This window comes from Rhizobium sp. 01L419 (assembly GCF_056400025.1).
The window spans coordinates 546,281-561,333 of record NZ_JBFTSM010000001.1 but is presented as its reverse complement, the minus strand read 5'-3'; the positions used below and the strand labels follow the sequence as shown (position 1 = coordinate 561,333).

The 15,053-nt window shown below is 61.5% G+C and carries 12 protein-coding genes; 2 read left to right on the top strand and 10 right to left on the bottom strand.

What is annotated here, in order from left to right:
- Window positions 1-242: 242 nt before the first annotated feature.
- Entirely contained in the window at window positions 243-1,538 is a 1,296-nt protein-coding gene (locus AC1DUP_RS02785; protein WP_113300108.1) for an MFS transporter, read from the top strand.
- Between the two features lie 113 nt (window positions 1,539-1,651).
- The gene (locus AC1DUP_RS02780) at window positions 1,652-2,602 is read left to right on the top strand and encodes a UDP-glucose 4-epimerase family protein (RefSeq protein ID WP_477832019.1); all 951 of its coding nucleotides are present in this window, start codon (window positions 1,652-1,654) and stop codon (window positions 2,600-2,602) included.
- Window positions 2,603-2,681: 79 nt separating this feature from the next.
- On the opposite strand, the gene murB is transcribed toward AC1DUP_RS02780, so the two are convergent.
- From murB to ftsL, 10 genes are all read right to left on the bottom strand, one after another.
- Entirely contained in the window at window positions 2,682-3,656 is a 975-nt protein-coding gene (gene murB, locus AC1DUP_RS02775; protein WP_477832018.1) for a UDP-N-acetylmuramate dehydrogenase, read from the bottom strand.
- Window positions 3,653-5,068, bottom strand: coding sequence for a UDP-N-acetylmuramate--L-alanine ligase (gene murC, locus AC1DUP_RS02770; protein ID WP_113300105.1), 1,416 nt, complete (start codon window positions 5,066-5,068; stop codon window positions 3,653-3,655). Before murC ends, murB begins: the two co-directional genes overlap by 4 nt.
- Window positions 5,065-6,189, bottom strand: coding sequence for an undecaprenyldiphospho-muramoylpentapeptide beta-N-acetylglucosaminyltransferase (gene murG, locus AC1DUP_RS02765; protein ID WP_113300104.1), 1,125 nt, complete (start codon window positions 6,187-6,189; stop codon window positions 5,065-5,067). The genes murC and murG overlap by 4 nt, the downstream gene beginning before the upstream one ends.
- Before the next feature lie 7 nt (window positions 6,190-6,196).
- Window positions 6,197-7,351: a putative lipid II flippase FtsW gene (gene ftsW / locus AC1DUP_RS02760; protein WP_113300103.1), complete on the bottom strand. Its 1,155-nt coding sequence runs from the start codon at window positions 7,349-7,351 to the stop codon at window positions 6,197-6,199.
- Window position 7,352: 1 nt separating this feature from the next.
- Window positions 7,353-8,765 (bottom strand): UDP-N-acetylmuramoyl-L-alanine--D-glutamate ligase, encoded by a 1,413-nt coding sequence (murD, locus tag AC1DUP_RS02755; RefSeq protein ID WP_477832017.1) that lies wholly within the window; start codon window positions 8,763-8,765, stop codon window positions 7,353-7,355.
- Window positions 8,766-8,772: 7 nt separating this feature from the next.
- Window positions 8,773-9,873 carry a phospho-N-acetylmuramoyl-pentapeptide-transferase gene (gene mraY, locus AC1DUP_RS02750; protein ID WP_113300101.1) on the bottom strand — a complete coding sequence of 367 codons (1,101 nt, stop codon included), beginning with the start codon at window positions 9,871-9,873 and terminating at the stop codon, window positions 8,773-8,775.
- A 20-nt stretch (window positions 9,874-9,893) separates the two neighbouring features.
- Complete coding sequence (locus tag AC1DUP_RS02745; RefSeq protein WP_477832016.1) at window positions 9,894-11,327, bottom strand: UDP-N-acetylmuramoylalanyl-D-glutamyl-2,6-diaminopimelate--D-alanyl-D-alanine ligase; 1,434 nt, start codon at window positions 11,325-11,327, stop codon at window positions 9,894-9,896.
- The gene (locus AC1DUP_RS02740; protein WP_477832015.1) at window positions 11,324-12,784 is read right to left on the bottom strand and encodes a UDP-N-acetylmuramoyl-L-alanyl-D-glutamate--2,6-diaminopimelate ligase; all 1,461 of its coding nucleotides are present in this window, start codon (window positions 12,782-12,784) and stop codon (window positions 11,324-11,326) included. Before AC1DUP_RS02740 ends, AC1DUP_RS02745 begins: the two co-directional genes overlap by 4 nt.
- Window positions 12,785-12,848: 64 nt before the next feature.
- On the bottom strand, window positions 12,849-14,597 hold the full coding sequence (locus AC1DUP_RS02735) for a peptidoglycan D,D-transpeptidase FtsI family protein (RefSeq protein ID WP_113300098.1): 1,749 nt from the start codon (window positions 14,595-14,597) through the stop codon (window positions 12,849-12,851).
- Window positions 14,597-15,052, bottom strand: a complete 456-nt coding sequence (ftsL, locus tag AC1DUP_RS02730) for a cell division protein FtsL (protein WP_113308064.1) — start codon at window positions 15,050-15,052, stop codon at window positions 14,597-14,599. The genes AC1DUP_RS02735 and ftsL overlap by 1 nt, the downstream gene beginning before the upstream one ends.
- Window position 15,053: the final 1 nt, after the last annotated feature.

The window sequence follows — 15,053 nt, the reverse complement described above, 5'->3', positions numbered from 1 at the left end:
TATAAATCAAATACAATTCGATTCCGGTCAAGAATCGGGGTTAGCCCGCGGCAAGCCTGATGCAAGGTTGAGAAAAGCGGTGAGCCTGGGAAGACGGATACCCGCATCGAGAGATGCCCTGTCACTTCAGCGGATGTCGCTTGCGTCATATTCTTGCGTGTCCGGCATTTTCTCGACCTTAAAATTGCGTTAAGAGCGGCAGCCTCCCAAGCAAATCGATAAAAATACTGATTGGAATGAACATGACAGAAGCGATCTCCGTATCGCCGAGCCCTTCGAGCAGCACGCAAGTCAATTCCCCCGCACGCGTCCTGATCGCCAGCCTCATCGGCACGACCATCGAATTCTTCGACTTCTACGTCTACGCGACGGCAGCCGTCATCGTTTTCCCGCACCTCTTCTTCCCCTCGAGCGATCCGACCTCCGCGCTCCTGCAGTCGCTCGTGACCTTCTCGATCGCCTTCTTCGCCCGCCCCTTCGGTGCCGTGGTCTTCGGCCATTTCGGCGACAAGGTCGGCCGCAAGGCGACGCTGGTGGCCGCCCTCATGACCATGGGCCTGTCGACCGTCGTCATCGGCATCCTGCCTGGCTACGATGCGATCGGCATCGCCGCTCCGCTGCTGCTGGCGCTGTGCCGCTTCGGCCAGGGCCTCGGCCTCGGTGGCGAATGGGGCGGTGCCGTGCTGCTCGCAACCGAAAACGCGCCTCCCGGCAAGCGCAGCTGGTACGCCATGTTCCCGCAGCTCGGCGCGCCGATCGGCTTCATCCTCTCCTCCGGCTTCTTCCTGATCCTGGCTGAAACCATGAGCAACGAGGATTTCCTCGCCTATGGCTGGCGCATTCCCTTCATCGCCAGCCTGGCGCTGGTCGCCGTTGGCCTCTACGTCCGCCTGAAGATCGCCGAAACGCCGGAATTCCAGAAGGCCGTCGAAAAGCACGAGCGCGTCGCCGTTCCAGTCGCGACCGTCTTCCGCGGCCATCTGCGCAGCCTGATCCTCGGCACCTTCATCGCGGTCGCCACCTTCGTGCTCTTCTACCTGATGACGGTCTTCACGCTGTCATGGGGCACCACGAAACTCGGATACTCACGTGAGCAGTTCCTGGTGGTTCAACTCGTCGGCGTGGTCTTCTTCGGCCTGACGATCCCGCTCTCCGGCTGGCTCTCCGACCGCTATTCGCGTCGCCTCATCCTGACCCTGACGACGATTGCGATCGCCATCTTCGGCTTCTTTTATGCAAGCCTGCTGACGTCAGGCCTGACCGGCGCCTTCCTGTGCTCCATCATCGGCCTTGGCCTGATGGGCTTCACCTATGGTCCGATCGGTGCTGCCCTGGCAGCCCCCTTCCCGACCATGGTGCGCTACACCGGTGCCTCGATGACCTTCAACCTCGGCGGCATCTTCGGGGCTTCGCTCGCCCCCTACATCGCCACCTGGCTCGCGACCAACTACAGCCTCAACTATGTCGGCTACTACCTCACCGCCTCGGCTGTGATCTCTCTGATCTGCATCCGGCTGTCCGGCCGCGAAGAAGTCTGAAGCTCACACTTCCTAAACAAGGAGCCGCGATGCTTGCCGTCGCGGCTTTTTTTATTGCTGCGATCGGCAGTTCCGGTTAGCGAAGACCGTCACGGGCGCAAAAGGAGAAGATCATGCGATGCCTCGTCACCGGCGCAGCCGGCTTCGTCGGCGCTCCTCTCGTCGAGCGGCTGCACAGGGAGCGGATTTGCGACGTAACGGTTACGACACGATCCGCGACATCAGCCTTCCCGCCGGATATCAGGCATTTCCCTGTTGATATCACCGAGACGACCGACTGGACGTCAGCACTCGAAGGCGTCGATGTCATCGTTCATCTCGCCGCCCGCGTTCACATCATGAACGATCGCTCGACCGATCCGCTGGCGGATTTCCGTCGGGCCAACACCGCCTCGACGCTCAATCTTGCCGAACAGGCAGCCCGCGTGGGCGTCAAGAGGTTCGTCTTCGTCAGCACCATCAAGGTCAACGGCGAAGAGAACGACCGGCCATTTCGGCACGACGACGCACCGAACCCGATCGATCCCTACGGCATCTCCAAGATGGAAAGTGAAATCGGCCTTCGGGAGATCGCAGCCCGCACCGGCATGGATGTTGTCATCATCCGCCCGCCCCTGGTCTACGGTCCCGGCGCGCGCGGCAACTTCGCGCTGCTTGTCGGGCTCGTGCGCAGGAAACTGCCGCTGCCTTTCGCCTCGCTAAAAAACCGCCGCACGCTGGTCGCGGTGCAAAACCTCATCGACCTAATCATCACCTGCATGCAGCATCCTGCCGCCGCAGGCGAAACCTTCCTTGCAGGAGATGGTGAGGATCTTTCAACGCCCGCGCTGATCGAGGGCATCGCCGCAGGCGTCGGCGTCAAACCGATGCTTCTGCCCTTCCCGCCGTCCCTCATGCATATGGCAGCGAGGATCACCGGAAAGGAAGCCGTCTATCAGCGCCTTTGCGGCTCGCTGCGGGTCGATATATCCCACGCCCGCGACGTACTGGGCTGGTCGCCCGTTGTCACGCCGCGCGAAGGCCTGAGGCTTGCGGTAAATAGAGCAATTCCAGCAAAAGTGTGAAGCGGTTTTGCGTCCGGAACTGCGTAAAGCAGAGATAAGGCATTTCCGGAATTCGAAGAAAACGGAAATGCCTTAGCATTTACTCGGTGGTCACACCCTGAAAGGGGCGAACGTCGCGGTCGGGCATGAAAAGGCCGAGACGCTTGATTTCCCATTCGAGCTTGATGCCTGCCATTTCGAAAACCTTTCGGCGCACTTCCTCGCCGAGATATTCGAGATCGTAGCCCGTCGCCTGCCCCATGTTGATCATGAAATTACAGTGAAGCGACGACATCTGCGCGCTGCCGATGACGAGACCGCGGCAATCCGCTTCATCGATCAGCTTCCAGGCCGAATGACCCTCGGGATTCTTGAAAGTCGAGCCGCCGGTCTTTTCGCGGATCGGCTGTACCGTCTCGCGGTGATTGCGCACGGCATCCATCTCCGCGCGGATCTTGGCGCGGTCGTCGGCATAGCCCTCGAAAAGCACCGAGGTGAAGATCAGATCGTCGGCGGCATCGGAGTGGCGATAGGAATAGCCCATCTCGGCATTCGACAGCACATGCTTGTTGCCCTTGCGGTCGATCGCTCGCACCTCGACGACACGGTCCTTGGTCTCGGCGCCATTGGCGCCGGCATTCATGCGGGCCGCGCCGCCAACACCGCCCGGAATGCCGTAATAGAAGGCGAAACCGCCGATACCGTTATCCATCGCCATGGCGGCCACATGCTTGTCCGGGCAGATGGCTCCGGCGAGGATGCGGTTTTCACCGGCGAGTTCGACAAAGCCGAACCCCTTGGCCGACAGACGCAGCACGACGCCTGGAATGCCACCGTCGCGCACCAGGATGTTCGAGCCGACGCCAACGACGGTCAGCGGCACCTCGTCCGGCAGGATCTTCAGGAAGGCGATGAGGTCGTCTTCGTCATGCGGCTGGAACATCAACTCGGCAAGACCGCCGGCGCGAAACCAGGTGACGCGATCCATGGGGGCATCCGGCGTCAGTCGGCCGCGAATGTCCTTTACGCCTTCTCCGAGAGAGGCAAGAAGCTTTTCCCCATTAACCTGTTTCATGCCGACTTTCCTGAAAGGTCTTGCAACTGCTTCGGCAGCGCTGCTGCCCAATATGTAATGCTACCAGCACCCAACAGAACCACAAAGTCCCCGGGTTTTGCAATCTCTGCTACCATCTGCGGTAGAACTTCCGCTGATGGCAGGAAACGCGCATCGCGATGACCGCCGGATTTGATGCGCGAAATGAGCGATTCCGAATCCGCTCCCTCGATGGCATCCTCGCCCGCGGCATAAACAGGTGCGATGAAGATGCTGTCGGCATCGTTGAAGCAGGCTGCGAATTCCTCGAACAGGCTCGACAGACGCGTGTAGCGGTGCGGCTGATGCACCGCGATGATACGGCCCTTGCAGGACTCGCGGGCAGCACGCAACACCGCCTTGATCTCGACCGGGTGGTGACCGTAATCGTCGAAGATCTGCACGCCGTTCCATTCGCCGGTCAGCGTGAAGCGGCGCTTGACGCCGCCGAAGGAGGCGAGCCCCTTGGCGATATCCTCGCGGGACATACCGAGCCGGTTAGCGACGGCAACGGCCGCCGTGGCGTTCGAAATATTGTGACGGCCGGGCATCGGCAGGACGAGATCGTCGAGCCTGATAACCTCACCCGTGCGGCGGCGGCGAATTTCGACGTCGAAGATCGAACGCGTGCCGTCAATGCGCACATTCATGAAGCGCACATCGGCCTGCGGGTTTTCGCCGTATGTAATGACCTTGCGGTCCTCGATGCGGGCGACCAGCGATTGAACCTCGGGATGGTCGAGGCACATGACGCCAAAGCCGTAGAAGGGCACGTTCTCGACGAACTGCCGGAAGGCGGCGCGAACCGCATCGAAATTGCCGTAGTGATCCAGATGCTCAGGATCGATATTGGTGACGACTGCCACATCGGCCGGCAGCTTCAGGAAGGTGCCGTCGGATTCGTCCGCCTCGACCACCATCCACTCGCCCTCGCCCATGCGGGCATTCGTGCCGTAGGCATTGATGATGCCGCCATTGATGACGGTCGGGTCCAGCCCGCCGGCTTCGAGCAGCGTGGCGACGAGCGAGGTGGTCGTTGTCTTGCCGTGCGTGCCGCCGATGGCGATCGCATTGCGGAAGCGCATCAGCTCGGCCAGCATTTCGGCGCGGCGCACCACCGGCAGCAGCTTTTCCCGCGCGGCGATGAGCTCCGGATTGCTCTTCTTGATCGCGGTCGAAACGACGACGACCTCGGCATCGCCGAGGTTTTCCGCCTTGTGGCCGACGAAGACCTCGATGCCCTTGTCGCGCAGGCGCTGGACATTGGCGCTGTCGGACTGGTCCGATCCCTGCACCCTGTGGCCGAGATTATGCAGCACCTCTGCGATACCGCTCATGCCGATACCGCCAATGCCGATGAAATGGACGAGGCCGATCGCCTTCGGCAGCTTCATGCGCGTGCCCCCTTGAATTCTGCAACTGTCTGACCGGCGGCAATAGCCTCAACCATGTCGGCAAGCAAGTTCGCAGCATCAGGTTTTCCCGCAAGCTTGGCTGCGGCTGCCATGCCGGCAAGCTTTTCGGGGTCGTTCATCACATGCGTCAGGATGGAGGCAATACGCTCAGGCGAAAGCTCCGACTGGGCAATCACCTTGGCTCCGCCAGTCGCCTCAAGTGCCGCGGCATTGGCCGCCTGATCATGGTCGAGCGCATGCGGATAAGGCACCAGCACCGCCGGGCGGCCGATGACGGATATTTCCGACACCGTCGAGGCGCCGGAGCGGCAGATCACCAGATGTGCCTTGGCAAGACGCTCTGCCATGTCATTGAAAAACGGCGCGATATCGGCGCCCATCTGCAGCTGCACCACACAGTCGCGCACCATCTCCATATCCTCGGAGCGAACCTGCTGCGTCACCCTGAGCCGGGCGCGCAGCCCATCGTCCAGCAGGCTGATCGCCGTGGGCATTGCCTTGGAGAAATATTGCGCGCCCTGGCTACCGCCGAACACCACGAGATTGAAGTCCTCGCCGGGATGCGAGGGCACGTAAGGCTGCTCGGCCGCAGCAAGGATAGCCGGCCGCACGGGATTGCCGGTCGCAATGGTCTTGTCGGAAAAAGGTCCGCCGCTCTCGGGCAGGAAGCCACCGGCAATCGCCCGCACGCGCGGCGCCAGCGCCTTGTTGGCGCGGCCCATCACCGCATTCTGTTCGTGCAGCATCGAGGGTACGCCGAGGCGCGTGGCGGCAAGCAGCGGCGGCACGGTCGGATAACCGCCGAAGCCGACGACGATGACAGGCTTCAGTCGCTGGATCAGCCGCTTTGCGGCGCGCATGCCGGTCCAGAGCTTCCAGAGCGAACGGCCGACCGCGACCGGATTTTTGGACGCGATCGTTGCCGACGGCACGACATGGATTTCGTCGGCCGGAAACTTGCCGGCATAACGCTCGGCGCGGCTATCGGTAACGAGGTGCACGGAATAGCCGCGTTCCCTCAGCTTGAAGGCGAGCGCCTCTGCCGGAAAGACGTGGCCGCCGGTTCCGCCGGCGGCAAGAAGGACGATGCCCTTGCTCATAATTCCCCTACTCCGCCGGCATGCCGTGCGGCACGCGGAAGAGGCTCCGGTCCTGCGCACGTTTTTCCGGGCGATGGCGCGTCAGCGCCAGAATGAAGCCGGCCGTCACGCAGATCGCCACCATCGACGAACCGCCGTAGGAAATCAGCGGCAGCGTCATGCCCTTGGCCGGCAGCAGTTCGAGATTGACGCCGATATTGATGATCGACTGGATGCCCATCTGCAGCACGAGGCCGGCGACGGCAAAACGGTTGAAGTCGTTGCGTTCGCGATAGGCATGCGACAACCCGCGCAGCACCAGAACGGTGAAGATGGCGACGAGCGCGATACAGAAGACGATGCCGAATTCCTCGGCTGCAACGGAGAAGATGAAGTCGGTATGGGCGTCCGGAATGATGCGCTTGACGATGCCTTCGCCCGGCCCTTGTCCGAACCAGTCACCACGGATGATCGCTTCGCGGGCGGTATCGATCTGGAACGTATCGCCCTCGCCGGTCAGGAACTTGTCTATTCGGCCCGCTACGTGCGGGAAGACGTAATAGGCGCTCACCAGGCCACCCGCACCACCGGCACCGAGCACGATGATCCAGAGCCACGGCATGCCGGCCATGAAGAACATGCCGCCCCAGACCGCCGTCGTCAGGATGGTCTGGCCAAGGTCCGGCTGTGCGACGAGAAGGGCAGCGACAATGCCGAACAGGATGATGGCAAAGAGATTGCCTGGAATTTCCGGCTGGCGCGCATGTTCGGCAAAGAGCCAGGCGCAGACCACGACGAAGGCCGGCTTCATGAATTCCGACGGCTGGATCGAAACACCCGCAAGCGTGACCCAGCGGCGGGAACCCTTGACCTCGATGCCGAAGAACAACGCCAGCAGCATCATGGCAAGAGCCACGATCAGCAGGATGATTGCGGTGCGTCGCACCTGACGTGGCGTCAGGAAGGAAAGGCCGAGCATAACGCCGATCGACGGGATCATGAAGGCCGCGTGGCGCTTGACGAAGTGGAAGGGCTCCAGGCCGATACGCTCGGCGACCGCCGGCGAGGCAGCAAACGAGAGCATGAAGCCGATGCCCATCAGGAACAGGAACAAGGCCAGGAAAAAGCGGTCGATGGTCCAGAACCAATCGGCCAATGCTCCACGTTCCGCGCGGCTCACCATGTCATTTGCCTCCTGTTGCCGAATTGATCAGCATCGTCACGCCGTCAAGGGCAGCCACATGGCCGACAAAGGCATCGCCCCTGACTTCAAAATTCTTGTATTGGTCGAAGCTTGCGCAAGCCGGGGACAACATCACGGCCAGAGGGCCGGTCTCATCCTTTTCGGCATCGACAGCAGCATGCGCCACGGCCCGATCCAGCGTACCGGAAATTTCGTAAGGCACCGCCTCGCCGAGCGCCGCGGCAAATTCCGCCGCCGCCTCGCCGATCAGATAGGCCCTGGCGATGCGCGGGAAATAGGGTGCAAGCGTCGTGATGCCACCCGCCTTCGGCAGTCCGCCGGCAATCCAGTATATGCGATCGTAGCTCGAAAGCGCCGGTGCTGCGGCATCCGCGTTCGTCGCCTTGGAATCGTTGACGAAGACGACATTGCCGCGCCGGCCGACCGGCTGCATGCGGTGTTTCAAGCCGGGGAAGGATGCAAGACCCGCACGAATTTCCTCGGCGGAGACGCCGACGGCAAGGCAGGCTGCGACCGCCGCAGCGGCATTCTGCGCATTGTGACTGCCGCGCAGTGTCTGGATACCATCGAGATCGACAAAGGGCAGCATCGCCCCGCTTGTCGCCTGGATGAGCTTCGTGCCTTCGGCATAGATGCCGTCGGCCAACACGTTGCGGCGGGAAATCCTGGTCACCTTCACCCCTGCCCGCTCGATGCGGTCGGCGATCAGCACGGAAAAGCTGTCATCGACGCCGACAACAGCGACATCACTGCCGGCGACCAGCCGTTCCTTGACGTCGGCATAATGCTGCATCGTGCCATGGCGATCGAGGTGATCGGGTGTCAGGTTGAGCAGTATCCCGGCCGACGGATTGAGCGTCGGCGCAAGGTCGATCTGGTAGGACGAGCATTCGACGACGAAATAGCGCTCGCTCTTCGGCGGATCGAGCGTCAGCACCGCCGTGCCGATATTGCCACCGAGCTGCGTATCGCGGCCGCTCGATTTCAGGATATGGGCAATCAGCGCCGTCGTGGTGGATTTGCCGTTGGTTCCGGTGATCGCGATGAAGGGGCAATCGGGAGCATGGGCCCGGCGCTCGCGAACAAAGAGTTCGACATCACCGACGATATCGACGCCGGCCGCACGCGCCAGATCCACCGACCAGTGAGGCTTCGGATGCGTCAGCGGCACACCGGGCGAAAGCACGAAGAGCGCCTGCGCGCTCCAGTCGATTGTATGCAGGTCGGCGGTAGTGATGCCTTCAGATGCAGCCTTGGCGACGCTGTCAGGATTGTCGTCCCAGGCCGTGATCTCCGCACCGCCGGCGACAAGCGCTTTGGCGGTGGCCAAACCGGAGCCGCCGAGACCGAAGAGGGCAACCTTCTTTCCTGCGAGCGTCGTGACCGGGATCATGACCGCCTCACCGCAGCTTCAGGGTGGAAAGGCCGAGCATGGCAAGGCCGACGGCAACGATCCAGAAGCGGATCACGACCTGGCTTTCTGTCCAGCCCTTCTTTTCGAAGTGATGGTGGATCGGCGCCATGAGGAAGACGCGCCGGCCTGTCATCTTGAAGAAGCCGACCTGAATGATGACCGACAGCGTCTCGATGACGAAGAGACCACCGACGATCGCCATGACGATTTCATGCTTGGTGGCAACGGCAACGGTGCCGATCGTGCCGCCGAGTGCCAGCGACCCGGTATCGCCCATGAAGATTGCAGCCGGCGGCGCGTTGAACCAGAGGAAACCGAGGCCCGCCCCGATGACGGCGCCGAGCACCACGGCAAGCTCGCCGGTACCCAGCACGAAATTGATCTGCAGATAGTTTGCAAACACGGCATTACCGGCAAGATAGGCGATGATGCCGAAGGCGGCAGCGGCAATCATGACCGGCACGATGGCAAGACCGTCGAGACCGTCGGTGAGGTTTACCGCATTGCCGGCGCCGACGATGACGAAACCGCCGAAGACGACGAACAGGATGCCGATATTGATCAGGAAGTCCTTGAAGAAGGGGAATGCTATTGAGGAACCGAAGGTCGAGCCGGCAGGACCCGAGGCAAGCGCCGTGCGCATCATGAAATAGACGGCGATGCCGGCGATGATGAACTCGATGCCAAGGCGCGCCTTGCCCGAGAAGCCCTTGTGGCTCTGCTTGGTGACCTTGAGATAATCGTCATAGAAGCCGATGGCGCCGAAGCCGAGCGTCACCAGCAGCGTCGCCACGACGTAGACGTTGGAAAGATCGGCCCAAAGCAACGATGCGCCGACGATGCCGGCGAGTATCATCAGGCCGCCCATGGTCGGCGTACCGGCCTTCTTGAAATGCGTCTGCGGTCCATCGGCACGGATCGGCTGGCCCTTGCCCTGCCGGATGCGCAGCGAGTTGATGATGGCAGGCCCGAAGAGGAAGACGATAAGAGCGGAGGTGAAAAGAGCAGCACCCGCCCGGAAGGTAATATATCTGAACAGATTCAGAAATTTGAAATATTCCGACAGTTCGACTAGCCAAATCAGCATTCAGGGCCCCTTTTACCCGATCATAGTTCGCGTTGCGTGTCTGAAACTGGCGGGTACTTGTCAAGGAGCGCGGCGACAATCTTGCCAAAACCGATCCCCAGAGACGACTTCACCATCAACACGTCGCCAAGTGCGACCGAGTTCAATACGAATTCCAACAATTCTTCCGTCGTCTCGCGATGCTCGACCGTGACGCTGTCGGGAAGCGATTCCTTCAGCGCCACCATCTCGGGCCCCGCGAGCCAGACATGTTCGAGACCGGCCGCCAGCAGCGAACCGGCAAGGTCCGCATGGACCTGCTCGGCAAATTCGCCCATTTCCAGCATGTCGCCGAGCACGGCGACGCGGCGTCCGCGTCCGGTCGGCTCGGCCGCCGCCAGCAGCGCGATCGCCGCGCGCATGGAGGCCGGATTGGCGTTATAGCTTTCATCGATCAGCGTGAAGCTGCCATTGCCGATCGGCAGCTTGTGGCGCTTGCCCCTGCCCTTCTCCGGCTTCAGGGTCGCAAGCCCCTCGATCGCCTTGTCGAGATTGGCCCCGACGATCGTTACCACGCCGAGCGCGGCCAGCGCATTTTCGGCAATGTGGCGGCCCGGCGCACCGATAGCCACTTCCTTGGTGTCGCCTCCAACAGTCATCCAGAGCGTCGAGCTTTCATCCGAGCCGTTGAATTCGGCAAGACGGAATTCCGCCTTGGCATGTTGGCCGAAGGAATGGATCCGCGTGATACCGAGCGCCTGGGCGGCCTGCTCCAGGAAATTGAACTGCTCATTGTCGCGGTTGAGAACGACATCCCCGCCCGGCTCCAGACCTTCGAAGATCTCCGCTTTGGCGGCAGCGATTTCCTGGAGGTTCTGGAAATTGCCGAGATGGGCCGGTGCGATCGTCGTGATGACGGCAACATGCGGGCGGATCATCTTCACCAGCGGCCGGATTTCATCCGGATGGTTCATGCCGACTTCGAAGACGCCGAAATAGGTATCGATCGGCATGCGCGCCAAGGTCAGCGGCACGCCCCAGTGATTGTTGAAGGATGCAACTGACGCATGCACCTTGCCCGAGGGCGACAGCACATGGCGCAACATCTCCTTGGTCGTCGTCTTGCCGACCGAGCCGGTAACGGCGATGATCTTCGCCCGCGAACGCTCACGCGAAGCAAGTCCCAGACGGGCGAGCGCGGCAAGCACATCCTCGACCACGATCATCGGCACTGTCAGCCGTCCCATGGCCGGCAGGCGCGCCTCGCTGACAACCAGCAGAGACGCGCCGTTTGCCATCGCCATCGAAGCATAATCGTGACCATCCACGCGGTCGCCCTTGATCGCGAAGAAGGCTTCACCGGCCGCGATCGAGCGGCTGTCGATGGAAATGCCGGTAATGCCCTGTGGCAGCGAGCCGAACGGACGGCCCGCCATCGCAGCGATCATGTCTTCGGTGGTCCAGAGCCAGTTCATGGTACCCGCTCCTCCAAAGCCTTGCGCACTTCGGCATGATCGGAAAACGGCAGCGTGACGCTACCGACCGTCTGCCCTTCTTCATGTCCCTTGCCGGCAACGATCAGCGTATCGCCGGATTTCAGCTGCAGAACCGCCTCGCGGATCGCCTGGGCGCGGTCGCCGATCTCCGAGGCGCACTTGGCAGCCGCCATGATCTCGGCACGGATCGCGGAAGGCTCCTCCGAGCGCGGATTGTCATCGGTGACGATAACGACATCGGCCAGCCGGCAGGCGATCTCGCCCATGATCGGCCGTTTACCGCGGTCACGATCGCCGCCGCAGCCGAACACGACGATGACACGGCCAGTCGTGAACGGACGCACCGAGTTTAACACATTTTCCAGCGCATCCGGCTTATGGGCATAATCGACATAGGCAAGCGCGCCATCCTTTGTATGGCCGACCAGTTCCAGGCGGCCGGATGCGCCCTGCAGCTTTTCGAGCGCGGCCATCGCAACCTTCACCGGAACGCCTGTCGACGTGGCGAGCGCTGCGGCAACCAGCGCGTTGGCAATCTGGAAATCGCCGGCAAGCGGAATATCGACCTCGAAGATCTCACCTTCCGCATGGATTTCCGCGACCTGCTTGTGACGGAAATGTTCGACGCGCTTCAGCGTCAGATAATTACCTTTGCGCCCGACAGTGCGCACATCATGGCCCGCAGCCGTCGCCGCCTTGATCGCCTGCTCCGACCACGGATCGTCGGCGAAGATGATGGCTGGCGAGCCCTTCGGCAGCACCCGGTCGAAGAGATGCATCTTGGCAGCCATATAGTCTTCGACCGTCGGATGGTAATCCATGTGGTCGCGGCCGAGATTGGTGAAGGCGGCGGCCGCGAGCTTCACGCCGTCGAGGCGATACTGGTCGAGGCCGTGGCTGGAAGCCTCCATCGAGGCATGCGTGACGCCTTCATCGGCGAGTTCGGCGAGCAGCTTGTGCAGCGATACGGTATCGGGGGTCGTCAGCGAGCCATACTCATTGCGAGTCGGCGAAACGACGCCGGTCGTGCCGATCATCGCGGCCGCATGGCCGGCATGCGCCCAGATCTGCCTGACGAAGGAAGCAACCGAGGTCTTGCCGGCCGTACCGGTCACCGCAACCATCGTCGTCGGCTGGCGGCCATAGAAATGCGAAGCGGCAACTGAGAGGAAACGACGCGGTTCGGAAACGACCAGAACCGGTACGGAAGTCTCAACTGCATGCGATGCGATGACGACGGCAGTGCCCTTGGCAACAGCATCGGCGATGAAACCCGCGCCGTCGGCCTTGGTGCCGGCAACCGCCACGAAAGCCATGCCGGGCACGATCTTGCGGCTGTCGGAAGACAGGCCGGAAATCTCCAGCGCGCCGGCCGGCCCTTCGAGTTCAGCTTTGAGTTCCGGAAACGCATTTCCGGCAAGTTCCCGCAATTTCATCGACTGCACTTTTCTGATTCAGGTCGACCGCCCCTTACGAATCGACACCGACATTGATTCACACTCAATAAGACACCAACAAGGCCGAGCCGTCTTCGCCGAATTCCGGTTCGACACCGAGGATGGGTGCTGCACGGCGCACGATGTTCTTGACCATGGGTGCTGCCGTATAGGCAGCGATGCGCTGATGCTGCTCGCCATCAAGCGGCTCGTCGCAGAAGGTCAGCACCACATAGCGCGGATTGTCGATCGGGAAAGCGGCAAGGAAAGCATTGAAATTCAAGTTGCTGGCATAGCGGCCGTTGACGACCTTGTCAGCCGTACCGGTCTTGCCGCCGACATTGAAGCCCGGCACGTCGGCGTTGCGGCCGGAGCCCTTTTTGCCGTTGAGCTTGAATAGATAGCGAATATCGTCGCTCGTGCTCTTCTTGACGACGACCTCGGCCGCTTCATCGGCCTGCTCGCGGCTGCGCGGCAGAAAAGTCGGCTCGATCAACTTGCCGCCATTGATGAGAGCGGCACCGGCAACCGCCGTCTGCAGCGGCGTCGTGGCGACACCATGGCCGAAGGAGATCGTGATAGAGTTGATCTTCTTCCATACACGCGGCTGGCTCGGCATCTTCACCTCGGGCAGTTCGGTCTGCATTCGGGTGAGCAGGCCAAGGCGCGTCAGATAGTCCTTCTGCAGATCCATACCGACGATATCGATCATTTTCGCCGTGCCGATATTCGAGGAATATTCGAAGATTTCCGGAACCGTCAGCCAGCGGCGCTGGCCGTGGAAGTCGTGAATGGTGAAGCCCCCGATACGGATCGGGTTGGTGGCGTCGAAACTGTCCTTCAGGGAAACCTTGCCGCTGTCGATCGCCATGGCGGTCGTGAAGGTCTTGAAGGTCGAACCCATCTCGAACGTGCCGTTCGACATGCGGTTCAGCCAGCCGTCCTTGGAACCTTCTTGCGGGTTGTTCGGATCGAAATCCGGCGCAGACGCCATGGCAAGCACTTCGCCGGTATGGGCATCGAGCACGACGGCCCCGGCGCCCTTGGCCTTGTAGTTGACGACGGCATTGGCAACGACATCGCGCACGATCGCCTGCACGCGCACATCGATTGAAAGGCGCACCGGCTCCAGCGACTGGTTGCTCGTCATGCCGACTGAGGCAAGATCGGCAAGCCCCTGATCGTCTATATATTTCTCCATGCCGGCAACGCCGCGGTTGTCGATATTGACGTAGCCGAGAATATGCGCGGCCGTCGCGCCGCCCGGATAGAAGCGGCGCTTTTCAGGGCGAAAGCCAACACCGGGAATGCCGAGCGCCAGGATCTGGCTCTGCTGCTTCGGCGTCAGCTGACGGCGCAGCCAGGCGAAATGCGAGGTGCGGCTGGAGAGCTTCTTATAAGTGTCCTTGACGTCGAGATCCGAAAGCACCGTCTGCAGCTTCTCGACGGCTTCGTCGGTATCGACGATCTTGTTGGGCTCGGCAAACAGCGAAACGGTGCGGATATCTGTCGCCAGCACTTCGCCGTTGCGGTCGATAATATCGGGGCGCGACGCCATCAGCCGATCGGGCGGCAGGATGGACGAGACCGATTCCGGCTCTTTCATCGCATATTCGACCATACGGCCGCCGATGATGGCGTAGACAGCGGTGAAGCCGATGATGAGCAGGCCGACGCGGCTCTTGGCCTGCCCCGCCTTGCGCTTGCGCGAACCTTCGATCGCCATGCCAGAGGGGGCACCGAAACGGTTATAGACGCCGGCGGAAAAGTGCGCCTGGCTTTTCAGAACCATGATGCGGGAAAGAAAGGACATTATTCCACCGCTCCCGTTTCGATGTCGTCCGGCTCCTCAGCTTCGCGCGGCGCCCGCATCGGGATCGGTTGGACCTTGGCTGCAGCAATCGACTTGGCGCCAGCCTTGACGGCCCCAACCTTGGCGTCCCCGGCCTTGGCTTCAGTAACATCAGGTTGAGGAACCTGCGATTTCAGCATCGGAAGCTCGCGCGCATGGGCAAGTGCGGTCGAATCCGTCGGCTGCAGCTGCAGCTCGCCATTATAGGTCGTGACCAGACGCTCAAGCCGGTTCGGCTGCGATTGCAGCGCCCAGTCGGCCTTCAGCAGATCGATCGTGTCTTTTTCCAGCTTGATCTCCGCTTCAAGGCGGTGAACCTCCTCGAGCTTCAGCTCAGCGCGGTGCTTGATCGTATAGGTGACGGCGGCTGCCGCCGTCATGATGCCGATGAGTACAAGATCGAACGTTCTCAGCATA